Below are 22,967 nucleotides of genomic sequence, written 5' to 3'. Positions count from 1 at the left end.
CTATGCCGCGAGGACCAGCCCTGCCGTGCAGCCGATCACCAGCAGCGATTGCAGCACCCGGCGCCCCGGCAATTTGCCGGCCAGCGCGATATTGATCACCAGTATCGCCAGCGCGCTCAGCCAGAAGATCGCTTCCAGCGCGGCGGCATTACCGATCAGCAGGCGCGCGGCGAAGGCGATGGCGAGCGCCAGCGGCGTGCCCCACACAATCGCATCCCAGGCGGCCAGCAGGCGCGGTTCCGACAGGCCCCGTCGCCGCCTCTTGCCCAGCCAGATATAGGTGCCGGTGGCGCAGATCGCGGTCAGCGCAAGGCCGAAGATCACATAGGCGATCTTGACCGGCAGGCCGCCGAAATTGCCGAAATGCAGATTATAGATGGATGCCGCCGTCTGCTGGCCCAGTTCGCCATCGGCCAGCCCTGCCGTGCCTGCGAAATTCCCCGCCGCGTCGAAATCGTAATATTCGCCGAAGATCAGCCGGCGCGGATGTTCGCCGACCATCTGGATATGCTGCCCCTGCGTGCCGGGATCGTGCAATATGGCATAGGTCAGCACGACATCGGGATAATTGGCCTGCATGTAACCGAGCGCGCGGGCGACATCGGGCGCCGGTGCAGGCGTTGCATCGCTCGCGCCTTCTTCCCCGAAGATCGGCGCATAGACGGCTTCCAGATCGCCATCGTAATATAGCGTGCCAAGGCCATAGGCCGCGATTGATGCCAGCCCGATCACCGCCCCGGTCAGCGCAATGGCGAGCGAGAAGGGCAGGGTCCACACGCTCATGCGATTATGCCAGTCCGCCAGGGCGATCCCGCCGCCATTGCGGGCGCGCAGGCGAAATGCATCGCGGAAGATGCGCGGATGGGCGATCACTCCTGAAATTGCCAGGCTGACGATCATCACGCCCAATGCGCCAACGATGGTGATGCCGATAAGGCTGGGCAGGTTGAGCCGGTAGTGCAGGGCCAGCAGGAAATCCGACCAGGCTACTTCCTCCGGATTGGCGATGCTGCCGTCCTGCGTCAGATGTACTGCCTGCGTATCGGTGGAAATCGTGGCGCGCGGCAGGTCTTCCACCGGCAAATGGACATAGAGATGCGTGGTCGGTTCGCGGTCAGCCTCGCTCGCCATTACCGCTTCGACGCCGCGCTGCACCGCTTCCGGCGCGATCCGTTCCATCTCCGGCGCATCGGGCTGTTCGATCCACTGCCATTCTTCGTAGAAGACCACGACCGTGCCGGTCAGGCAGATCAGATAGAGCAGGGCGCCGGCAACCAGGCCGATGGCCGCATGGGCGGACAGCGCCTTCTTCACCGTGGATGTGTCGGGCGCCATGTTCATGCCGAAGCTCCGATGAATAGAAGGGGCAGGATCGGGATGCAGCTTGCCAGCACCAGGATCAGCCGGTTGCGCGGGCGTTCCAGCATCAACAGCCAGACGGCAAGGATGGACCAGATTATCGGCACGGCGAACAGGCCGGTCACATTGCTGTTCGCTTCATTCATGCCCGCCAGATAGGCGAAGCCGCGAATGGCAATGCCCAGGCCAACGGAAATGGCGAGAAGGACGATGGCCACCAGCACGAAAGTCAGCAACCGTGCGCCGATATGCAGGCTTTCCCCCGCTTCTGGCAGCATGCGGACCCGCCGATCGGATGGCTTCGCCTTGCCGGGCGGGGCGGTGATGGCGGAATGGGCGAGGATGAGCGCCGCCGTCCCCATCGCGAAGAGGGAGACGATGGAGACGCCCCACGCCCCTTCCGCCAAGGCCCCGCCAATCGCGCCCACCAGCAATAGCAGCCAGCCCGCACTGTTGCGGGTGGTGGAGCGTTTTCGCCCTGCCCAGGACATGCGCAGCACGCCGACACCGGCGATGCCGGCTGCCGAAGCGACCCAGAGCAGGGGATCCGCCATCAGAAGCGGTAGCTCAGCGTGCCGAACACATTGCGTTCGGCGCCCATGAAGCAATCGCCCCGCGCAAGGCAGGCCGCGTAATAATCCTTGCCCAGCAGATTGGTGGCGTTGATTTGCAGGCTCCAGCTTTCATCCCAGGTCACTTCTGCCATGGCATCCACCAGGGTGAAGCTCGGCGTGACCAGCCCGTTGGGGAAGGCCGGGCCATAGGAACGGTTCTTGCCGACATAGCGGACGCCCCCGCCAAGGCGAAGGAAAGTGTCGCCGCCAAGATCGAAGCCCTTCATGGCCCATGCCGAGGCATTGTATTTCGGCACATTGTCGATCTGCTGGCCCGTTCCTTCGATTTCGGCCTTGTTATAGCTGAAATTGGCAAGGAGCTGGATTTCGCCGGGCAGGACAGTGCTGCCTTCCACTTCAAAACCGCGGGAGAATGATTCGCCGGCCTGTATCCGGTCATCCGGATCAGGCGTGCTGTTGTCCGGGATCGGGCGGCCATTTTCCTTGATGTCGTACCAGGTCAGCGTCAGCAGCGTGGCTTCGTTGGGATGGATTTTTACACCCGCTTCGAACTGGCGGCCCGATTTTGGCGTGAAGGGCGATCCGTCGCTGGTCGCGCCCGAAATCGGCTCGAAGCTTTCGGTGTAGCTGAAGAAGGGCGAAACGCCGTTCACGATTTCAGCGATGATGCCGGCGCGATAAGTGGTTGCGCTGGAAACGAAGGCCTGCGTCCCGAAACTGTCCGAACTGACATCATCATGGCGGATGCCAAGGACGAGGGATACGCGGTCGAAGAAGCGGATCTGATCCTGCAGGTAAAGGCCGAGCTGTTCCTGTTCCGTGTCTTCGCTTGGTCCGGAAGGCTGGGGCGGGCCGCCGCCGAAATCGGACAGAGAGCCGTAATCGATGTCGTAGATATCGATCGTTTCATAGGCATAGCCGGCTTCTTTACGCACGCGGTTCCAGCTGTAATCGACCCCGGCGAGCAAGACATGCTCCACATTTGCGCCGGTATTGAAATCGAACTGCACATTGTTGTCGGTGGTGAACACTTCCATCCGCGCCGGGCCGCCGGAAGCAATCAGGGTGATCAACCGCTGGTCCGCGTCCAGATAGGGATTTGTCGGGTTGGAATAGCTGTTCGGATAATGGGTGAAATAGGTCACGTCGCTATCGATATAGCGCGCCTTCAGGTTCAGCCGGACATTGTCTGTCACGCGCTGTTCCAGCAGGGCCGTGCCCTGCAAAAGGCGGCCATCATAACGATCCCAGCCCGGCTTGCCGACGAACAGATCATTGGGCAGCGTGCCGTTCGGATTGTCCAGGATAGTGCCGACCAGCGGCAGGAATTGCGAGGTCGAGCCGCCATCGTCTTCCTGATACAGGCCGAGCAGGGTCAGCCTGGTGTCCATGCTCGGCGCCCAGGTGATGGATGGGGCGATCATCACCCGGTCATCGGGAACGTAATCGGTCTGCGTGCCGGAATCGCGAACACGGGCGACGACGCGGCCGGCAATCGTATCGCCGATCGGGCCGGTAATGTCGGCCAGCGCTTCCTTGCGATCATGCGAGCCATAGCGAATCGCCACTTCGCCGCCGGGCGTGAATTCGGGCAGCTTGGACGCCAGGTTGACGATCCCGCCCAGAGATCCGGCACCGAACAGCACCGATGCCGGGCCGCGCACGACCTCCACCTGAGAGAAGTTGTACGGGTCCGCGCGAATGCTGGCGTAATAGCCGAAAATGTCGCGCATCCCGTCGCGGAACTGCAGCGGGGTGACGCCGCGCACGAAGCCGCCATCCACACGGCTGTCAGGCCCGTAGGAATTGGCGGTCACACCGGCAACATAGTTCAGCGTATCGCTGACGGAGATCGCGCCCTGCGCCTGGAAGATTTCGTCGGTCACGACAGTCACCGGCTGCGGCACTTCGATTGCCGGGGTGTCGGTCTGCGTAGCGGAGGCGCTGCGCAGAACTTCGCCCTGCACGATGATCTGGCGATCGTCCGGCGCTTCTTCCGCGAATGCGGGTGTGGTGCCGAGGCAGGTGCAGGCGAGCAGGAGCGGCCGGGACAGTTTCATCAGATTCCTCATGGATATTTTGGGCGGATCGGGACGCCGGTTGGCTGTCATCTAATGAGAGTCAGTTTCATTAGCAAGCCGTGTGATTCCGGAAGATGCCATCCTCTCATTGTGTCCAGCCTCGACACGTCCCCGGCGAACGCCTAGGGCACGCCGGAAAGACCGAGAGAGGACCGGCGTGAAGCTGATTATCGGCAACAAGAACTATTCCAGCTGGTCGCTGCGCGGCTGGCTGGCGGCCAAGCAATCCGGGCTGCATTTCGACGAGCTGACCGTCCATATCGACGGGGATGACTGGCAGGCCACGAAACGGACCGATGGCGTGTTCCAACCCTCCGCCGGCAAGGTGCCCGTCCTGTGGGACGGTGAAGTGGTCGTCTGGGACAGCCTGGCCATCCTCGATTATCTGGCCGACAAGGTGGGGCGCGATCGCTTCTGGCCGAAGGACGAAGCGGCGCGCGGCATGGCCCGTTCCATGGTCGCGGAAATGCACAGTTCCTATCTCGACCTGCGCCGCCAGTGCCCGATGAATATCCGCAAACGGGTGAACGGTCTGGAACTGACCGATGCGACACGCGCGGATATCGTGCGTATTCTAGGCCTGTGGGCGGAGGCGCGGGCCCGTTTCGGCAAGGGCGGCCCGTTCCTGTTCGGCACGTTCTGCGCGGCCGATATCTTCTATGCGCCGGTGGTCAGCCGGTTCCTGACCTATGGCATCGGCGTGCCGGGTTTCGCGCAGGCATATATGCAGGCCATCTGGGAACATGACTGGATGCAGGCATGGATTGGCGCGGCCGAGGAAGAACGCTGGGTGATCGAACAGTTCGAAGTGGTCGAAAACGCTTGAGCGCCGCCGTCGAGTTCACCGAGAGACTGATCGCTTGCGAAAGCGTGACGCCCGCGCGCGGCGCGGTGTTCGATTGCATGCAGGACATGCTGGAACCGCTGGGCTTCGAGATTCATCGCTTCATCGCGGGGGAAGTGCCGGATGGGCCGGTGGAAAATCTCCTTGCCATCAGGCGCGGGCCGAAGGGTACCCGGCATTTCGCCTTTGCCGGTCATGTGGACGTGGTGCCGCCCGGGCAGGGCTGGTCTGGCGAAGCCTTCACGCCGGAGATTCGCGGCGAGCTGCTGTATGGCCGGGGCGCGGTGGACATGAAGGGCGCGATCGCCGCCATGGTGGCTGCCGTGGCGGATATCCCGGCGGATGCTGGCACGCTCAGCTTCATCATCACCGGTGACGAGGAAGGCCCGGCCATTTACGGCACGCGCGCCTTGATCGACCTGATCCGCCAGCGCGGCGACGTGCCCGATCTGTGCCTGGTTGGGGAACCGACATCGGTGAACCGGCTGGGCGACATGATGAAGATCGGCCGCCGCGGTTCGGTCAATATCTTCCTGGAAACCACGGGTGTTCAGGGCCATGTCGCCTATCCGCATCTGGCCGATAATCCGGCCCCGCGTCTGGTGGCGATGCTGGCGGAACTGGATGCGCTGAAACTGGATGAAGGGACCGACTGGTTCCAGCCCTCCAATCTCGAAATCACCGAGATGGAGATCGGCAATCCGGCGCATAATGTCATTCCCGGCAAGGCGAAGGCGCGCATATCCATCCGCTTCAACGATCTTCATAGCGGCGCCGAATTGGGCGAAAGGGTGATGGAGATCGCCCGCAAGCATGGCGGCACTGCCAATCCGGTGATCTCCGGCGAACCCTTCCTGACCCCGCCCGGAGAATTTTCCGAAATGATCGCCCGGGCGGTGGAGGCGGAAACCGGCATCGTGCCGGAAGCATCCACCAGCGGCGGCACGTCCGATGCGCGGTTCCTGAAGGATTTGTGCCCGGTCATCGAATTCGGCCTGGTCAATGCGACCATGCATAAATGCGATGAAGCCGTGGCGCTGCCCGATCTGGAGGCGCTGACGCGGATTTATCGCCGCGTGGTGCAGGCCGCACTTTCCAGCTGAGCTTGCACAAGGCAGCGAGGGCGGGCAGGTTGCCCCGGATTACGGGTCCAGGGGGTCAATGAATGCTTCGCAAGTGGTTTGCCATTCCGCTGTGGCAGCGGGTAATCGGGGCCCTGATCCTTGGCATCCTCATCGGCTGGCTGTGGGGGCCGGAAGCTGAAAGCATCAAGATCGTGGGCGATGTATTCATCGGCTTCATCAAGATGCTGGTGGTCCCGCTGATCTTTTTCAGCCTGGTGGCGGGCGTTGCCTCCATCGGCGATCTGCGAAAGCTGGGCAATGTGGGCTGGCGGGCCATGCTGCTATTCGTCGTCAGCGGGCAGATCGCGGTCTGGCTGGGGCTTCTGCTCGGCACGGTCATCCAGCCCGGCGTGGGCGTCGATACCAGCATGATCGAAATGGGTGTTACGCCAGAGCCCGATAATACCACCTGGCGCGAAATGATCATGGGCATGATCCCGCAAAGCCCGGTCCAGACCATGGCGGATGTGAATGTCCTGCCGCTGATCATCTTCTCCCTGCTGCTCGGCATCGGAATATTGATGGCGAAGGAAGAAGGCGGGCCTGTGCTCAGGATCTTCGATTCCGGCGCCATCGTGATGCAGAAGGTCACGATGATCGTGATGGAGCTGACCCCCTTCGGCGTCTTTGCGCTGATGGCATGGGTGGCGGGCACGCTGGGCTTCGATGCGCTGGCCGCGCTCGGCAAGCTGGTGGCGCTCAATTATGCGGGCTGCCTGCTGATCATCTTCGTCATGTATTCGCTGATGATAAAGCTGCTGGCGAAACTGCCGGTGCGGGATTTCTTCCGCGGCATCGTTGATGCGATGGCGGTCAGCTATTCCACCGCCAGTTCCAACGCCACTCTGCCGGTGACATTGCGCTGTGCGGAACGGAACCTTGGCGTGTCCAATTCGGTCGCCAGTTTCGTGATCTCGCTCGGCGCGACGATCAATATGAACGGCACCGCCATGTATCTTGGCCTTGCCACATTGTTCGGGGCGCAGATCTTCGGCGTGGATCTGAGCTGGAGCGATTATTTCCTGATCTCGATCCTCGGCACGCTGGGGGCGGTCGGCGCGGCCGGTATTCCCGGGGCGGGGCTGATCATGATGGCGCTGGTATTCGGCGCGGTCGGCGTGCCGCTGGAAACGATCGCCTTCGTGGCAGGCGTGGACCGGATCATGGACATGATGCGCACCACCACCAATGTCAGCGGCGATGCCGCAGTGGCAACCACGGTGGCAGTGATGACGGGCGAGATCGACCGCGAGGAAATGATCAGCGCGGACGACGTATAAGGCAGCCCGCGCCGATCAGATTCATTCGGTTTCGGCCAGCTCTACCGGAACGAACTGGCCCAGGCCGCAGCCAGCGCCCTGTTGCCCATTGGTGTCTAGCACGTAGATGATGTCGGTGCTGCAAAGCTGCCCGGTCGAAGTCTTGTAGGAAAACCGCTTTTCGAAACCGAGGCTGGGGCAACTGCGGGGCAGCGTGTTGCGATAGAGCTTCCCGCCCGACATTTCGAAATCGATGGTCTGGTTGTCATGCACATTGGTGTTGCGGATGCGGTTTGTCTGGATGCAGTTCACCGGCTCTCCCACCACCTTGACTGCGGGCGCGGTCACTCCCCGCTCCTCGTCCATCTGCGCGCTGCAGGCGGCAAGTGGGATGGCGCTGGCGGCGATCAGCAATCGGGGTAATACACGAACGGTCATGGCTCCTCTCCTTCCACAAGGGTCAAGCGGATGACGGAGCCGACACCCGCTTACCTTTGGCAACGGGCTGTTCCATGACCTTGTTCCGATAGGAACAGAGATGTTCGACCGGGCAGCGCCAGCATTCGGGCCTGCGCGCCTTGCAGATATAGCGGCCATGCAGGATCAGCCAGTGATGGGCGTGGAGCCGGAAAGGTTGCGGGACGCGCTTTTCCAGCTTGGCTTCCACCTGTTCCGGCGTCTTGCCCTTGGCCAGGCCGGTGCGGTTGCCCACGCGCAGAATATGCGTGTCCACCGCGAAGGTTTCCTGCCGGAACCAGCAATTGAGCACGACATTGGCCGTCTTGCGGCCAACACCGGGCAGCTTCACCAGCTCTTCCCGGCTGTCGGGCACTTCGCCCCCGAAATCGTCCACCAGCATTTGCGACAGGGCGATGACGTTCTTTGCCTTGGAATTGAACAGGCCGATCGTCTTTATGTGTTCCTTCAGCCCTTCTTCGCCCAGTTCGAGCATTTGCCGGGGCGTGGTGACTTCTGAAAAAAGCCGGCGGGTGGCCTTGTTCACGCCCACATCGGTGGCCTGGGCCGACAGGGCGACCGCCACGACAAGCTGGTAGGCATTGCCATATTCCAGCTCTGTCTCGGGTTCGGGATTGTCTTCCGCCAATATGCGGAAGAATTCAAAGATCTGGTCTTTCGTCAAAGGCCCAATACCTGCGGCATGGTGTAACGGCCGGCCGGCTGGCCGATCAGCCATGCGGCGCCCTTGATCGCGCCATGGGCAAAGATCATCCGGTCTTCCGCGCTGTGCGACAGGGTGATGCGTTCCTGCTCCCCCGCCAGGATTACCGAATGTTCGCCGGCGACCGTGCCGCCGCGCAGCGATGCGAAGCCGATCGCGCCTTCCGCCCTTGCGCCGGTGTGGCCATCCCGCCCGCGTTCGCTATGTTCGGCAAGATCCACATTGCGGCCTTTCGCCGCGGCTTCGCCCAACAGCAAGGCCGTGCCGGACGGTGCATCGACCTTCATCCGGTGGTGCATTTCCAGGATTTCTATATCCCAGTCCGGGCCGAGCCTGCTCGCCGCCTCCTGCACCAGATGGGCGAGCAGCGTCACGCCGAGCGAGGTATTCCCGGTCTGCAATACGGGTATGGCCTGCGCGGCCTGGTCAATCGCCGCGTGGTGCGCGTCGGCCAGGCCGGTCGTTCCGATCAGGATCGGGATGCCCGCGCCCACCGCCGCATGGAGATTGGCATCCAGGGCCGCCGGGGCGGAGAAATCCACCAGCGCATTGCTGGCATCGGCCAGGGCCGCCACGTCGCTGCCCTTGTCCGCCCCGCCGGATAGCGTGTAGCCCGCCGCTTCTATCGCGCGGGCCAGGGCCTGTCCCATGCGTCCTTCGCTGCCGATGATTCCGATACTTGTCATTGCGCCTTCCCCTTGCCGCGTGCTTCATGCGGGCAATGGCCAATATCCGCAACATCGTGATCCTTACAGGTGCCGGAATCAGTGCCGAAAGCGGGCTTCGCACGTTCCGCGCAGAGGACGGATTGTGGGAAGATCACCGGGTGGAGGACGTGGCGACGCCCGAAGCCTTCATCCGCGATCCCGATCTGGTGCAGCGATTCTATGACGCGCGCCGCGCCGGTGTTCAGGAAGCGCAGCCCAATCCCGCGCATGAGGCGCTGGCCCGGCTGGACAGCCAGTGGGATGATGAATTGCTGATCGTTACGCAGAATATCGACGATCTGCATGAACGCGCCGGGGCGGGCCGCGTGCTGCATATGCATGGGGAGGCACTGTCTGCCTGGTGCACGGCCTGCAATGCGCGCCATCGCTGGCTGGCAACGCTGGCAGACGGGCCGGCCTGCCCGTCCTGCGGCACGGCGGCGATGCGGCCGGATATCGTGTGGTTCGGTGAAATGCCCTATCGCATGGAGGAGATATTCGCCGCTCTGGCGCGGGCGGATCTGTTCGTATCCATCGGCACGTCAGGCGCGGTATATCCCGCTGCCGGTTTCGTGCAGCAGGCCGGTGCCCATGGCGCGCGGACGATGGAACTCAATCTGGATCGCAGCCAGGGCTCGCACTGGTTCGATGATACCCGCCTCGGCCCGGCGAGTGTGCTGGTGCCGCAATGGGTGGATGATCTGCTAGGCGGTTGAACCGCAGGCCTTGCAGGCTGGATCCTTCACCAGGCTCATCGTTCTCATGGATGGGGCAAGCCCGTCCATCAGATGCAATTTGCCCCATTGCGGATCGCCCAGCCCGCCAGTGCGGGACACCAGGATACGGATGGCTTGCAGGACAGCGAATGTCGCCGTCCACCCGGCCATGGCGCCCAATATCCCGTCTTCAGCGCAGGTATCGCAATCATCGGCATCGAAAGCATCGCCGACATAGCAGCGATAGCAGGGTTGATCCGGCAGGTGGCCGGCAAATGCACCGACCTGCCCCTGGAACCGCCCGACAGCGGCGCTGAGCAGGGGCGTGCCCGCCGCCACACAGCCATCCGATATGGCCAGCCTGGTGGCGAAATTGTCGGTCCCGTCCAGCACGAGGTCCACGCCTTCCATCAACCGGGCCGCGTTTCCGGTGGTGATCCGTTCGCGAATGCCGGTGACGGTCAGTTGATCGTCAAAGTTGCGGAGCCAGGCCATGGCCGCATCGACCTTGCCCTTGCCCACATCGTTTTCGGCATAGATCGTCTGCCGTTGCAGATTGGACAGCTCCACCTCGCCATCGTCGAACAGCACCAGCGTGCCGATCCCGGCCGAAGCCAGATATTGCAGGGCAGGGCTGCCAATTCCGCCAAGGCCGATCAGGGCCACAGAGGATTGGGCCAGCGCCGCCTGACCGGCGCCGCCTATTTCTGGCAGAACGATATGGCGGGCGAAGCGGTCCAGCCTCTCCGGCGGAAGCGTCACGGCAGTTTCTGGCTGTCCGCAACCGGCAGGGGGCGTTCCTGTTCGAACTCGCCAAGGCCAAGCCACCATTGATAGGCAATCACTGCGCCCTTGGCAGGCTGTAACATGCCGAGCATCAGCACACTCGCCAGCGGGATCAGGATCGCCGCGGTCGCCAGCGTGGAAAGGCCGAAATCCAGCACCAGCATGATCATCAGCGGGGCAAGCAGATGGCCGGTGACGAAAATGGAAATATAGGGCGGGAAATCATCCGCCGTGTGCAGCGACCAGTCCTGACCGCAGGCGCGGCAGTGATCCACCGGCTTCAGCCATTTGCGAAACAGTTCCGCGCCATTGCAACGGGGGCAACGTCCCCGCACACCGCGCATCGCGGTTTCGGTCAATCTATGCGGCAGTGCCGCGGGCTGGGATAGGGGAGTCGTGCCGTGCATCGGTACTATGTAGAGTGCCTGGCCGCATACGGCAATGAGCGGAGATGCCGCCGGGGCATCTCCGCTGCAATATCGGTCAGCTTTCCAGTTGCCGCAGCAGGCTGCGCACATCGCCATCCATATCGGCATCGCGCTTGCGCAGATCTTCTATCAGGCGGACGGCGTGGATCACGGTGGAGTGATCGCGCCCGCCGAACTTGCGGCCGATTTCCGGATAGGAACGCGGCGTCAGCACCTTGGCCAGATACATGGCCACCTGGCGCGGGCGGACCACGGCGCGGGCGCGGCGTTTGCTCGACATTTCGGAACGGTCGATGCGGTAGAACTGGCAAACCGTCCGCTGGATCTCGTCAATCGTGATACGGCGGCGATTGGCCGACAGGATATCCGTCAGCTGTTCTTCGGCCAGCTGCAGCGATACTTCCTGCCCGGTCAGCTGCGCATAGGCGATCAGCTTGTTCAGGCCGCCCACCAGTTCGCGCACATTGCGGTTGATGGTGCGGGCGAGGAATTCGATCACGTCGCCCGGCACGTCCAGCGGGGCGAACTTGGTCAGCTTCGATTCCAGGATGGATCGGCGCAGTTCGATATCGGCCGGCTGGATATCGGCCACCAGGCCCATGGACAGGCGGCTGAGCAGGCGCGGTTCCACCCCGTCCAGCGCCTGCGGCGCGCGGTCGGCGGCGAAGACCAGCCGCTTGCCTTCGGCCAGCAGCGCATCGATCGTGTAAAGCAGTTCTTCCTGGGCGCTCGCCTTGCCGATGATGAACTGGATATCGTCCACCAGCAGCAGGTCGAAACCGCGCAGCCGTGCCTTGAACTCGATCATCTCGTTCGATTTCAGGGCTTGGACGAACTCCACCATGAAGCGTTCGGCGCTGCAGTAGAAAATGCGCGCCCGCGGGTGGTTCTGCAGATAGGCATGGCCGATCGCGTGCAGCAGGTGGGTCTTGCCCTGGCCGGTGGCGGCCTTGAGATAGAGCGGGCTGAATTGCGGCTTCTCCGCCTTCGCCATCCGTTCCGCCGCATTATAGGCCAGCACATTTGTGGTGCCGGTCACGAATGCGGCAAAGGTGAGCGAAGGGTCCAGCCCGACAGAGGATGTGAAGCCAGCGTCGCCGATGGATTCCATGCCCAGCGTGCCGTCATTGGCAGCGCGATGGCCGAATCCGTCATCGCCCCGCAGATCCAGATCGGCCAGCTTGCGGCGGCCGGGATGGACTGCGATCTTCACCTGCCTCACTTCGCTGCGGGCGATTTTCCAGGCCAGCGAAAGCCGGTCATGGAATCGGTCCTGCACCCAGTTGGCGGAAAATTCGGTCGGCAGGAACAGTTCCAGCGTGCCGGTTTCCTTGCAGAAGCTGCCCAGCTGAATCGGACGTATCCACTGCGTGAATAATTGGTGCCCCAGATCCTTGCGCAGGCCCAGACTGATGTCGGACCAATCCGCGGCAAGATCCGCGGCTTCCTGTTCTTCCATTGTGCCCTCAACCACTTTGCCGCTGGCCGGTAGCGATCGACCAGTTTGCGGTCCCCTGCGTATCATCGAGCCGAGTCCTTTGTTCCGACGAGCGTCAATCACTGCTGCTTCGATGCCCAGGCGGCAGGCATGACTCCCCCGCTCCTGCGAACCATGTTGGTCCACAGGTTATCCCGAACAACGTCTTCGATTTGGCGGCTGGGAGCGTTTCGTCCCGGCCGGATGGTTGTTATGAACACATGGTCGGCAGGGGCAAGAGCGGGCCTGTAAAAAATCTGAAAAATACCGCCTTGACTCATCGCAGTGCCGCGGGCTTCCATTTAAGCCACTGATTTAACGCGATATTTGGTCTTTGCTCCAACGAATCGCGGGTTTTCCAACAGTTTACCGAGAGCTGCCGCGAGGCCTTTCGCAGACGCAAAAAAGGCCGGCGAAAAATCCGCCGGCCTCGTTCCGATTTCGTTCCTGGGTATTAACCCTAAAGGGTAATCAGAGGGCTGCGACTCGCTTGCTGAGTCGGCTCATCTTGCGTGCCACGGTGTTCTTGTGAATCACGCCGCGCGCCACGCCGCGTGCCAGTTCCGGCTGCGCGTCCTTCAGCGCTGCCTGGGCAGCGGACTTGTCGCCACCGGCGATCGCGGTCTCGACTTTCTTCACGAAGCTGCGGATGCGGCTCATGCGGGCGGTGTTGATTTCCGCGCGGCGATTATTGCGGCGGATGCGCTTGCGGGCTTGCGGCGTATTGGCCATGTCTGTCCTTGTCTCGGGCCACCGATGCGGCCGGATTGTCCTTAAACTCGTAACCTGCGGAAACGGCGACGAAGCGCCGGAAAGCGCGCGCCTTAGCGCCGAGGGGGCGAATCGTCAACTGATAGTAGCCGACGGGCACCGTGTGCGGCAGCGGCTTATGCCTGATGGCATTATTTCTGGCAATTCGGGCAATACCATGTGCTGCGCCCGCCCTGGAGGATGCGGCGGATGATCCCGCCATCGCAGCGCATGCAGGGCTGGCCTTCCCGGCCATAGACCTGGAAGCGCGTGGCGAAATAGCCCAGTTCCCCATCCGGGCGGGCATAGTCGCGCAGGCTGGACCCGCCATCTTCTATCGATTGTTCCAGCACGGCCCGGATTGCGGGCACCAGCCGTTCCAGCGCGGGGCGGCTGACCCTGCCGCCCGGCTTGCGCGGGGATATGCCGGCCATGAACAGCGCTTCGCACACATATATATTGCCCAGGCCTGCCACGATGCGCTGATCCAGCAGCAGCAGCTTGATGGCTTGTTTGCGTCCCTGCAAGGCGGCATGGAGATGCGCTTGCGTCAGTCCGGGGCCGAGCGGTTCCGGCCCCATGACGGAAAAGGCCGGCCAGCTTTCCAGCGCCGCCGTATCCACCAGATCCACGAAGCCGAAGCGGCGCGGATCATTGAGCGCGAACAGATGGCCATCCGTTTCGATCAGCAGGTGATCATGCTTTTCGATTCTTTCCGGATCGATTCGCCAGCGCCCGCTCATGCCCAGATGGAAGATCATGGTGCGGCCGCTTTCGGTGTGGATCAGCCCGTATTTCGCGCGGCGGCCCAGGCCGGAGATTCGCGCCCCGGTCATCGCCTGGACGAGATCGGGCGGGAAGGGGAACCTCATGTCCGGCCGGTTGAGCACCAGCCGCTCGATCCGCGCATTGTCGAGAAAGCGGGCGAGGCCGCGCACAGTGGTTTCGACTTCGGGTAGTTCGGGCATGGAAGCCGGGCTCTAGCCCCGAGGGGCCATTCTGTCATCGCCAAGTGCGCAAGTCCGCTTTAGGGAGCAGCGCAAATGCAAACGGATCGCCAACATCTGAAAGCCATCGCCCTGCTCGGCCTCGTCATGCTGCTATGGGCCGGCAATTCCATCGTCGCCCGCGCGGTACGTTTCGATGTTCCGCCGCTGACGCTTGCCTTCGTCCGGTGGAGCGGGGCCTGCCTGTTCCTGCTGCCTTTCGCCTGGCGCCCGCTGAAGCGGGACTGGCCGGCCATAAGGGAACACTGGAAGATCGTTCTCCTGCTCGGCCTGCTGGGCGTGGGCGCGTTCAACGCGTTTCTCTATTCCGGGCTGCAATATACCACGGCCACGAATGCCCTGTTGCTGCATTCCGGCATTCCCGTGCTGGTGGTGATCCTCGACCGGCTGATTTTCGGCACGCGGGCCAATCCGATCCAGGCGGCTGGCCTCGTCGCGTCGGTTATCGGTATGCTGGTGATCGTGTTCGACGGGCAATTGGCCGCCGCCCTGCGCCTGCAATTCGGCATTGGCGATGCGCTGGTGCTGGGCGGGGTCACCGTCTGGTCCTTCTACACGATCTTCCTGCGCCTGCGCCCGGTCACGGCGCCGATCAGCTTCATCGCGGTGACCTTTGCCGTCGGGGTGATCGCCATGGCGCCTTTCGCGGCCTGGGAATGGAGCGCGGGCCGGACCATTCACTGGAGCCCGGGCGTGGGGGCGGCCTTCCTCTATGTCGCGGTCCTGCCTTCGATCGTATCCTATTTCATATATAATTACGCGGCGCAGACCGTGGGGCCTGCCCATGCCGGGCAGGCGATCACCATGATGCCGCTGTTCGGCGCGCTGCTGTCGGTCCTGCTGCTGGGCGAGGTGCTGCATCTGTATCACTTTGTCGGCATGGGGTTCATCCTGGCGGGCGTGGTGCTGGGCCTGCTGGCCTTGCGGGGGAAAGAGGCGGCTGGCGCCGGGCAGGCACCCAAGCTAGAGGATGCGGCATGAGCGAACAGGTTTCCTTCGGTTACGAAGACGTCGCCCCGGATGAAAAGACCCGCCGCGTGGGTGCGGTCTTCTCCAATGTGGCGGCCAAATACGACATCATGAACGATGCGATGTCGGGCGGTATGCACCGTTTGTGGAAGGATCGCTTCGTGCGGCGGGTGAAGCCGCAGCCGGGCGAACAGATCCTGGACATGGCCGGCGGAACGGGGGACATCGCCTTCCGCATGGAAGCGTGCGGCGCCAATGTGACCGTGTCCGACATCAATCAGGAAATGCTGGATGTCGGCATCGAACGGGCGATGGAACGCGGGCTGGATAGCCTCGTCTGGTCGCGCCAGAACGCGGAAGAACTGACTTTCTCCAGCCGGATCTTCGATGCCTATACGATTGCGTTCGGCATCCGCAATGTCACCCATATCGACAAGGCCCTGCGCGAGGCGCACCGCGTGCTGAAATTCGGCGGCCGGTTCTTCTGCCTGGAATTCTCGACCATGGAATGGCCGGGGATGAAGGATGTCTATGATCTCTATTCCCACCGGCTGGTGCCGCAGATCGGCAAGCTGGTTGCCGGGGACGAGGATTCGTATCGTTACCTGATCGAAAGCATCCGCCGGTTCCCGCCGATGCCGGAATTCGAAAACATGATCCGCGATGCGGGTTTCGTCCGGACCAGGGTGGAACCGATCATGGGCGGACTGGTGGCGATCCATTCGGGCTGGAAGATCTGACGGAGTGACCAAGCCTGCCACCCATATCTGGCGCCTGCTCAAATGGGGCCGGACGCTGGCCCGCCATGGCGCCCTGCGCGGGATCGAACGCGATCCCAACACGCCGCAACCTGTAAGGCGGCTCACCCGCCTGGCCCGTTTCGGTGCCTTCCAGCCGCGCGAGCCGGATTATGCCGCGGCCTTTCGCGATATCGGCCCGGCGGCGATAAAGCTGGGCCAGACGCTGGCAACAAGGCCGGATCTCGTGGGGGAGGATGCGGCGCGTAACCTGCTGAGCCTGCAGGACAGCCTGCCGCCGGTGGATTATGCCGAGATAGAGTCGCAGATCGAGCGCAGCTTTGAACGGCCGGCCAGCGATCTTTACAGCCATATCGATCCCGATCCGGTGGGCGCGGCTTCCATCGCGCAGGTGCACAAGGGTGTGACCAGCGACGGGCGGACCGTGGCGATCAAGGTGTTGCGCCCCGGCATCCGCGAGAAATTCGCGAAGGATATCGCCACTTATGAATGGGCCGCCGCCCATCTGGAGGCATTGGGCGGGGAGGCATCGCGCCTGCGCCCGCGGCTGACCATCGCCAATTTCAAGCGCTGGACCAATCGGGAGCTGGACTTGCGGCGGGAAGCCGCCTCCGCTTCCGAACTGGCGGCGGCGATGAAGGGCTTTCACGGCTATCGCATCCCGGAAATCGACTGGGACCGGACCAATGGCCGGGTGATGACGATCGAATGGATCGATGGCATCAAGATCAGCGAAACGCAGAAATTGCGCGATGCGGGGCATGATTTGCCCGCACTGGCGCGGCGGCTGGTGCTGGCCTTCCTGACCCAGGCGATCAGCGGCGGTTTCTTCCATGCCGATATGCATCAGGGGAACCTGTTTGTCCGGCAGGATGGCGAGATCGTGGCAATCGATTTCGGGATCATGGGCCGGATCGACCGGCGGGCCCGGCAATGGCTGGCGGAAATCCTCTATGGCCTGACCACCGGCGATTATCGCCGCGTGGCGGAAATCCATTTCGAAGCGCAATATGTGCCGAGCTATCATTCGGTGGATGAATTCGCGACTGCGCTGCGCGCCGTGGGTGAACCGATGCGCGGCAAGCCGGTGAGCGAATTATCCGTCGGCCAGATGCTGGACGGGCTGTTTGCCATCACCCGCGATTTCGACATGCAGACCCAGCCGCATCTGCTGCTGCTGCAGAAGACCATGGTGATGGTGGAAGGCATTGCCACCCAGCTCGATCCCGAAATCAATATGTGGGACGTGGCCGCACCTTTCGTGCGCAGCTGGATCCGTGACGAGCTGGGGCCGGAAGCGGCGCTGGCCGATCGTATTCGCGAAGATACGCAGACCCTGCTGCGCCTGCCTTCTCTCCTGCGCCGGCTGGAAGAGAAATTCCCGCCCAAGGGCGGTGCCCCGGAACCGCCGCCACTGCCGAAGATCGAACTGATCTGGGAACGCCGCCAGCGCGAATCGCGCGGCTGGCTCGGCTATGCTGGTGCCGCGGTGGCGGGCGGGGCGCTGGTCTGGGCCGGGAGTCTTGCCGGCCTGTTCGGCTGATCGGGTTTTCCCGGGTCTTCCGGGCGATGCTTGATGGCCGCCCCGGTCCGGTGCAGAAAGGCCCGATGGGGGCAATTCCGGATCCGGTGGGCTGGTGGGTATCGCTTGGACGTCCCTTGCGGGCCTTGCCCCGCGCTGCCGCGCTTTTCGTGTTGATCGGGACTGCACTGCTGCTGGTTTACGGCGCCAGCAGTGTCGGCAGCCTGTATCAGGAACTGGCGGAACAGCGTGGGCAGAAATCGGCCGAGCAGGATTTCTTCGGCGATGTCGATCTCTATGAAACGATCAATCGGCGCATGGCCGGAGGGGAAGGCTATTATGAGGCCGCTCTCGCCGAACATCGCGCGCATGATTATCCGGCGCGGCCTTTTGTCACCGTGCGCCTGCCGACGCTGGCATGGACCAACCAGCTATGGGGCGCCTCCGGCTGGCGCATCCTTGCGCCGGCCCTGCTGGGCGCAATCATCTTCAGCTTCATCGGTGCGCTGTCTGGCCTGACTCTGGCGGTGGAGCGGGCGGGCGCGGCCTTGCTGCTTGCGGCGGCGGGTATGGGCGTCTTCTACGATCGCGCCGGCTTCATGCACGAACTGGTTGCCGGATTGCTGCTCTCGCTCTCGCTGGGCCTGTATCGCCCACATCGCTGGTGGCCCAGCCTGCTGGCAGCGGGTGCGGCACTGGCCGTGCGGGAACTGGCGCTGCCATTCATACTGCTCTGGGCCGCATTTGCCGCTTCGCAGCGGCGCTGGGCAGAGCTGGCCGCGCTGGCTGGCCTGTTCCTGCTCTTTGCCGCCGGCATGGCGCTTCACGCATGGAACGTGGCGGAAATGCGCCTGCCCGGCGATGCGGCGACGCCGGGCTGGGCGGGTATGCTGGGCTTGCCCTATCTGCTGACGAGTATTGGCCAGCTCACGCTCTTGCTGGCCCTGCCGCCCGCTCTTGCCGGGCCTCTGGCGCTATTGCCGATTCTCGGCTGGATTGCCCTGGGTGGCCGATTGGGCTTTTTTGCCAGCCTGTGGTTCATCGGCTTTGGCATGGCCGTGGCGTTGTTCGCGCGGCCGAACAATTTTTACTGGGTCCTGTTGCTGCTGCCCGCCTATATGGCCGGACTGGCCCTTGTCCCGCGTGCCGTGGCGGATCTGGTGGCCGCAATTACGCATCCGGGTAAGGGAACGGCCTAGTTTTCGCAGCTGCCGGGCTGGCCTTGCACCATGCACGCGGCTAGGCTTTTTGTCCTGTCAGCTCCTTGCCGGAGGTTTTGCCGCGAACATGCAGCAGCCACGTATTCTGCTGGTCGTGGGCGGAGGAATCGCCGCCTACAAGTCCTGCGAACTCGTTCGCCTGATCCGCAAGGGCGGGGGCGATGTGACCTGTGTGCTTACGGAGGGCGGGGCGCAATTCGTCACGCCGATGAGCCTGGCGGCCCTTTCCGGCAACCAGGTGCATACCAGCCTGTGGGATCTCCGGAACGAGGCGGAAATCGGCCATATCCAGCTCAGCCGGGATGCCGATCTGGTGGTGGTGTGCCCGGCCACGGCCAATCTCCTGGCCAAGATGGCGGCGGGCATTTGCGATGATCTGGCGACCACGCTGATCCTGGCGACGGACAAGCCGGTGCTGGCAGTGCCCGCCATGAATGTGCGCATGTGGCAGCACGCGGCGACGCAGCGCAATCTTACCATGCTGCGGCAGGCAGGGGTGCATGTGATGCAGCCGGATGAAGGGCCGATGGCCTGCGGCGAATTCGGCCCCGGCCGCCTGCCCGATCCGGAAATGGTCTGGCTGGAAATTGCCGATCTTCTCGGCGTGGATCCGGGCGATGCGGGTCCGCGCGATGTTGCCGATTATCTTCAGGCGCTGGAGCCGGAGGAAGAGCCGGAACCGGAACGTGAAAAAACGGCGATTGGCGGGCTGGCCGGCTTGCTCGCTTCCATCATTCCGCGCAGCACGGCGCGCCGTATAGAAGAGAAGGAAGTCACCTATCGCGAGGAAGAGAGCGCGGATGAGCCGATCCAGCCGCCGCTTCCCGATGATTTTGAACTGCCCGAAAAGGGCGAATTGCCGCCGCCGGACCTCGTTTCCGGCCCCCTGCTGGCACCGAAGGGGCAGGCAAAGGCCGTGCCGCGCGCTGATCCCTACAGCCTCGATGGCGGGGCCGCGTCTCCTGCTTTCGATCCGCTGGAAGGCCAGCCGGAATTCGATGCCGATCCCGAACATCGGCCGCTTTATGGCCGGCATGTACTGGTGACAGCGGGGCCTACGCATGAACCGATCGACCCTGTGCGCTATATCGCCAACAGGTCTTCGGGGAAGCAGGGCTTTGCCATTGCCGCCGCCGCCGCCGCCGCCGGGGCGCGGGTGACGCTGATCTCCGGCCCGGTCACGCTCGACACGCCGCCGGGGGTTGACCGGATCGACGTGGAAAGCGCGGAGGAAATGGCCGCCGCCGTCAAGTCCGCCCTGCCGGCCGATGCGGCGGTGATGGTGGCCGCCGTGGCCGATTGGCGCACGCGCGATTATGCGGCAGAGAAGATGAAAAAGCGCGGCAGTGCGCCGCCAGCCCTGCTGCTGACGGAAAATCCGGACATATTGGCCATCGTCGCCTCCAGCCCTGACAGGCCCCGCCTGGTGGTGGGCTTCGCGGCGGAAACGCAGGACGTGGTGGAAAATGCCAAGGCCAAGCGCAAGCGCAAGGCGGTGGACTGGATCCTCGCCAATGACGTGTCCGGAGACGTGATGGGCGGCAGTGACAACACCGTCCATCTTGTCAGCGAAGACCGGGTGGAAGATTGGGAACCCATGAGCAAACAGGAAGTCGCCCGCCATTTGGTGGAGCGCATGGCGGAGAAACTGAATGACTGAAGCGGTGCCGGTACAGATCAAGCGGCTGCCGCATGGGGAAGGGCTGGACATGCCCCGCTACGCCACGGCGGGCGCGGCGGGCATGGATGTGCTTTCGGCGGAGGATGTGACGCTGGCACCCGGCGCCCGGCATCCGGTGGCAACCGGCTTTGCCCTCGCCATTCCCGATGGGTACGAAATCCAGGTTCGCCCGCGTTCCGGCCTGGCGCTGAAGCACGGCATCACCTTGCCGAATACGCCGGGCACGATCGATTCCGATTATCGCGGCGAGTTGAAGATCATTCTGATCAATCTCGGTTCGGAGGATTTCAGCATCGAACGCGGCGATCGCATCGCCCAGCTCGTGCTGGCACCCGTCACGCAGGCATGGTGGGAAGAGGTTGCCGAACTGGACGATACGGCGCGCGGTGAAAGCGGGTTCGGATCGACCGGGGGGCATGCCCTGCTCGTCTGAGCCGGGGCCGCACCTCGTCACCCCGCAATGAAAAAGGGCGGACATCGCTGCCCGCCCTTTCGATTATCCGTGATTGTCCGCCAGATCAGCGGCGCTTTACCGGCTGGTCTTCCGGCTTGATCGAGATGCGCACCGTTTCGCCCGAATTGCCGGGGAAGTCCGTGAACATCGCCTCTACCAGATTGGGCACGAGATATTGCAGGCGGTTGGAGGTGGAAACCGCTTCCGCCCGGCCTTCGAACAAGCGTTCGCCCGTGGCGCGGCGGTCAATCTTCAGTTCGATGCCGCTGGTATAGACGGTATAGCTGGACACGTCGTTGCGGCTGAAGAACGGATCGTACCAGCCATATCCCCATGCGCGGCTGGGCACATAGGAAACATAACGGCGGCCGTCGCGGCCCAGCCAGACGACCGGGCGATAGCTGTACCAGGGCGACCAGAACGGATCGTGATAGCCGAAGCCGGAACTGGTCACGCGTTCGCGGCCATTATCCACGCCATAATCGAAACGGACGAGCAGATCCGCCGTTTCGGCCGTGGCCGGAGTATAACCGAGTTCGGCCATATGTGCCGTCACGTCTTCGGCATATCGGGCGAATTCCAGCCCGCCGGCCAATGCGGGGTCTTCTGCCACCACGGCGAAGCTCTGCCCCTGGGGGGCGGGAAGCTGGCTCTGGAAACGGGAAACATCCGCCCGGAAGGGAGAAGCGCAGGCGGCCAGGCCGGCCAGTGCCAGCGCCAGCACGGTCAGCCTCAGGGCTCGCGCAGTCTTGGTGAGATCGTTCATGGCAAACACTCCGGAACGGTTGGGCAGCTCGCAAACCCTGAGCCGGGAATGCAGCTTTTGCATAGTGGCCTGTCATAAAGCTGACGGGCTGAATAGCATTTGAATATCGAAATAATCATTCTGCTGGAATTTCAAGGTGGTGAATGTTCGGGCGCAGGCTGTCATCCGGGCCTGCGCGGCCCGGTGGCAGTCCTGTTTCCTGTTTTGAAGACGGAGTCCCGCCCGCGCAGCCTTGCCCGGCGGCTGACCGGGATCAGCCGCGGACGAGGCCCAGCGCCTCGTAGGCGGCGTTCAATGTCGGCCGGGCAATCTCGCGCGCATGGGCGGCGCCCCGGGCGAGGATGGCGTCCAGCGCTTCCCGGTCTTCCATCAATTCGTTGAAGCGCGTCGTTACGGGGCGGAGCGATTCCACCATCAGTTCCGCCAGCGCCGGTTTGAAGGCACCGAAGCCCTGCCCGCCATATTGCGCCAGCACGGATTCCACGCTGCAATCGGACAAAGCGGCATAGATGGATACGAGGTTCAGCGCTTCCGGCCGGCCTTCCAGCCCCTTGGCCTCTGACGGCAAGGGTTCCGGGTCGGTCTTCGCCTTCTTGACCTTCTTCGCCACCAGGTCGGCATCGTCGGCCAGGTTGATCCGTGCCATGTCCGACGGGTCGGACTTGCTCATCTTGGAAGAGCCATCCCGCAGGCTCATGATGCGGGCCGCTTCGGGCGGGATGATCGGATCGGGCAGGGTGAAGACCGGCGCATCTTCCGTGCAGAAATCATTATTGAACTTCTGCGCCACGTCGCGGGCCAGTTCCAGATGCTGCTTCTGGTCTTCGCCCACCGGCACGTGGCTCGCCTGATAAAGCAGCACGTCGGCAGCCTGCAGCACCGGATATGTGAACAGGGCCACGCTGGCGCCTTCGCGGTTCTTGCCGGACTTGTCCTTGAACTGGGTCATCCGGTTCAGCCAGCCCATGCGGGCCGTGCCGTTCAGCAGCCATTGCAATTCCGCATGGGCGGGAACCTGCGCCTGGTTGAACAGGATCGAACGATCCGGATCGATCCCGCAGGCAACCAGCGCCGCTGTCATCTCCAGCGTGCCGGCGCGCAGTTCGGCCGGGACGTGCGGCATGGAAATGGCGTGCAGATCGGCCAGGAAGAACAGGCACTGGCTGCCTTCTTCCAGCGAATCCTGCATCCGTACCCAGTTGCGGATCGCACCCAGATAATTGCCGAGATGGAGCGAACCCGTGGGCTGGATACCGGAAACGACGCGCATCGATGTCACCTGTGTCAATATTCTGGAGAATGGA

The 22,967-nt window shown here is 63.1% G+C and carries 23 protein-coding genes; 10 read left to right on the top strand and 13 right to left on the bottom strand.

What is annotated here, in order from left to right; all coding sequences use genetic code 11:
- The 3 genes from WYH_RS08170 to WYH_RS08160 are packed head-to-tail and all read right to left on the bottom strand — an operon-like array spanning position 1 to position 3,994.
- Positions 1-1,341: a PepSY-associated TM helix domain-containing protein gene (locus WYH_RS08170; RefSeq protein ID WP_046903452.1), complete on the bottom strand. Its 1,341-nt coding sequence runs from the start codon at positions 1,339-1,341 to the stop codon at positions 1-3.
- Positions 1,338-1,913 carry a hypothetical protein gene (locus tag WYH_RS08165; protein WP_046903451.1) on the bottom strand — a complete coding sequence of 192 codons (576 nt, stop codon included), beginning with the start codon at positions 1,911-1,913 and terminating at the stop codon, positions 1,338-1,340. Before WYH_RS08165 ends, WYH_RS08170 begins: the two co-directional genes overlap by 4 nt.
- Entirely contained in the window at positions 1,913-3,994 is a 2,082-nt protein-coding gene (locus WYH_RS08160; RefSeq protein WP_046904954.1) for a TonB-dependent siderophore receptor, read from the bottom strand. The genes WYH_RS08165 and WYH_RS08160 overlap by 1 nt, the downstream gene beginning before the upstream one ends.
- A 178-nt stretch (positions 3,995-4,172) precedes the next feature.
- Between WYH_RS08160 and WYH_RS08155 the strand changes: the two genes are divergently transcribed.
- The 3 genes from WYH_RS08155 to WYH_RS08145 all read left to right on the top strand — a co-directional run bounded on the left by WYH_RS08155 (position 4,173) and on the right by WYH_RS08145 (position 7,263).
- A complete protein-coding gene (locus WYH_RS08155; RefSeq protein WP_046903450.1) occupies positions 4,173-4,841 on the top strand; it encodes a glutathione S-transferase family protein in 669 nt (222 codons plus the stop codon).
- On the top strand, positions 4,838-5,962 hold the full coding sequence (dapE, locus tag WYH_RS08150; RefSeq protein WP_046903449.1) for a succinyl-diaminopimelate desuccinylase: 1,125 nt from the start codon (positions 4,838-4,840) through the stop codon (positions 5,960-5,962). The genes WYH_RS08155 and dapE overlap by 4 nt, the downstream gene beginning before the upstream one ends.
- A 62-nt stretch (positions 5,963-6,024) precedes the next feature.
- Positions 6,025-7,263 carry a dicarboxylate/amino acid:cation symporter gene (locus tag WYH_RS08145; RefSeq protein WP_046903448.1) on the top strand — a complete coding sequence of 413 codons (1,239 nt, stop codon included), beginning with the start codon at positions 6,025-6,027 and terminating at the stop codon, positions 7,261-7,263.
- 21 nt (positions 7,264-7,284) lie between these two features.
- Here the strand turns inward: WYH_RS08145 and WYH_RS08140 are convergent, their stop codons facing one another.
- From WYH_RS08140 to dapB, 3 genes are read right to left on the bottom strand one after another with little or no spacing between them, the layout of a single operon-like run.
- On the bottom strand, positions 7,285-7,680 hold the full coding sequence (locus WYH_RS08140) for a hypothetical protein (RefSeq protein WP_053833456.1): 396 nt from the start codon (positions 7,678-7,680) through the stop codon (positions 7,285-7,287).
- Between the two features lie 22 nt (positions 7,681-7,702).
- A complete protein-coding gene (gene nth, locus WYH_RS08135) occupies positions 7,703-8,383 on the bottom strand; it encodes an endonuclease III (RefSeq protein ID WP_046903447.1) in 681 nt (226 codons plus the stop codon).
- Positions 8,380-9,108: a 4-hydroxy-tetrahydrodipicolinate reductase gene (gene dapB, locus WYH_RS08130; protein WP_046903446.1), complete on the bottom strand. Its 729-nt coding sequence runs from the start codon at positions 9,106-9,108 to the stop codon at positions 8,380-8,382. Before dapB ends, nth begins: the two co-directional genes overlap by 4 nt.
- A 35-nt stretch (positions 9,109-9,143) precedes the next feature.
- Here dapB and WYH_RS08125 point away from each other — a divergent pair, with 35 nt between their 5' ends.
- The gene (locus tag WYH_RS08125; RefSeq protein ID WP_046903445.1) at positions 9,144-9,845 is read left to right on the top strand and encodes an NAD-dependent deacylase; all 702 of its coding nucleotides are present in this window, start codon (positions 9,144-9,146) and stop codon (positions 9,843-9,845) included.
- Here WYH_RS08125 and WYH_RS08120 read toward each other — a convergent pair.
- The 5 genes from WYH_RS08120 to mutM all read right to left on the bottom strand — a co-directional run bounded on the left by WYH_RS08120 (position 9,834) and on the right by mutM (position 14,254).
- The gene (locus WYH_RS08120; protein WP_046903444.1) at positions 9,834-10,607 is read right to left on the bottom strand and encodes a HesA/MoeB/ThiF family protein; all 774 of its coding nucleotides are present in this window, start codon (positions 10,605-10,607) and stop codon (positions 9,834-9,836) included. The two genes, WYH_RS08125 and WYH_RS08120, sit on opposite strands and share 12 nt — an antisense overlap.
- Positions 10,604-10,990: a DUF983 domain-containing protein gene (locus WYH_RS08115; protein ID WP_342341743.1), complete on the bottom strand. Its 387-nt coding sequence runs from the start codon at positions 10,988-10,990 to the stop codon at positions 10,604-10,606. Before WYH_RS08115 ends, WYH_RS08120 begins: the two co-directional genes overlap by 4 nt.
- A gap of 124 nt (positions 10,991-11,114) precedes the next feature.
- On the bottom strand, positions 11,115-12,518 hold the full coding sequence (gene dnaA, locus WYH_RS08110) for a chromosomal replication initiator protein DnaA (protein ID WP_046903442.1): 1,404 nt from the start codon (positions 12,516-12,518) through the stop codon (positions 11,115-11,117).
- Positions 12,519-13,007: 489 nt separating this feature from the next.
- On the bottom strand, positions 13,008-13,268 hold the full coding sequence (gene rpsT / locus WYH_RS08100) for a 30S ribosomal protein S20 (RefSeq protein WP_046903440.1): 261 nt from the start codon (positions 13,266-13,268) through the stop codon (positions 13,008-13,010).
- 170 nt (positions 13,269-13,438) lie between these two features.
- Complete coding sequence (mutM, locus tag WYH_RS08095; protein ID WP_046903439.1) at positions 13,439-14,254, bottom strand: bifunctional DNA-formamidopyrimidine glycosylase/DNA-(apurinic or apyrimidinic site) lyase; 816 nt, start codon at positions 14,252-14,254, stop codon at positions 13,439-13,441.
- Positions 14,255-14,329: 75 nt separating this feature from the next.
- Between mutM and WYH_RS08090 the strand changes: the two genes are divergently transcribed.
- The 6 genes from WYH_RS08090 to dut all read left to right on the top strand — a co-directional run bounded on the left by WYH_RS08090 (position 14,330) and on the right by dut (position 20,876).
- On the top strand, positions 14,330-15,274 hold the full coding sequence (locus WYH_RS08090) for a DMT family transporter (protein ID WP_046903438.1): 945 nt from the start codon (positions 14,330-14,332) through the stop codon (positions 15,272-15,274).
- Positions 15,271-16,002: a class I SAM-dependent methyltransferase gene (locus tag WYH_RS08085; RefSeq protein ID WP_046903437.1), complete on the top strand. Its 732-nt coding sequence runs from the start codon at positions 15,271-15,273 to the stop codon at positions 16,000-16,002. Before WYH_RS08090 ends, WYH_RS08085 begins: the two co-directional genes overlap by 4 nt.
- A gap of 4 nt (positions 16,003-16,006) precedes the next feature.
- Positions 16,007-17,563, top strand: a complete 1,557-nt coding sequence (ubiB, locus tag WYH_RS08080) for a 2-polyprenylphenol 6-hydroxylase (RefSeq protein ID WP_046903436.1) — start codon at positions 16,007-16,009, stop codon at positions 17,561-17,563.
- 65 nt (positions 17,564-17,628) lie between these two features.
- The gene (locus tag WYH_RS08075) at positions 17,629-18,741 is read left to right on the top strand and encodes a hypothetical protein (RefSeq protein ID WP_053833455.1); all 1,113 of its coding nucleotides are present in this window, start codon (positions 17,629-17,631) and stop codon (positions 18,739-18,741) included.
- Positions 18,742-18,829: 88 nt separating this feature from the next.
- Positions 18,830-20,422 (top strand): bifunctional phosphopantothenoylcysteine decarboxylase/phosphopantothenate synthase, encoded by a 1,593-nt coding sequence (locus WYH_RS08070; RefSeq protein ID WP_046903435.1) that lies wholly within the window; start codon positions 18,830-18,832, stop codon positions 20,420-20,422.
- The gene (dut, locus tag WYH_RS08065; RefSeq protein WP_046903434.1) at positions 20,415-20,876 is read left to right on the top strand and encodes a dUTP diphosphatase; all 462 of its coding nucleotides are present in this window, start codon (positions 20,415-20,417) and stop codon (positions 20,874-20,876) included. Before WYH_RS08070 ends, dut begins: the two co-directional genes overlap by 8 nt.
- An 85-nt stretch (positions 20,877-20,961) precedes the next feature.
- Here the strand turns inward: dut and WYH_RS08060 are convergent, their stop codons facing one another.
- Together WYH_RS08060 and trpS are read right to left on the bottom strand one after the other, a co-directional pair.
- Positions 20,962-21,663, bottom strand: coding sequence for a DUF4136 domain-containing protein (locus WYH_RS08060; protein ID WP_046904951.1), 702 nt, complete (start codon positions 21,661-21,663; stop codon positions 20,962-20,964).
- 253 nt (positions 21,664-21,916) lie between these two features.
- Positions 21,917-22,933 (bottom strand): tryptophan--tRNA ligase, encoded by a 1,017-nt coding sequence (gene trpS, locus WYH_RS08055; RefSeq protein WP_046903433.1) that lies wholly within the window; start codon positions 22,931-22,933, stop codon positions 21,917-21,919.
- Between the last annotated feature and the right edge of the window lie 34 nt (positions 22,934-22,967).

Origin of the sequence: Croceibacterium atlanticum, from assembly GCF_001008165.2 — a bacterium.
Lineage (GTDB): Bacteria > Pseudomonadota > Alphaproteobacteria > Sphingomonadales > Sphingomonadaceae > Croceibacterium_C > Croceibacterium_C atlanticum.
Note: the sequence above shows the minus strand (reverse complement) of the source record. Positions and strands in the feature narration are given on the sequence as shown.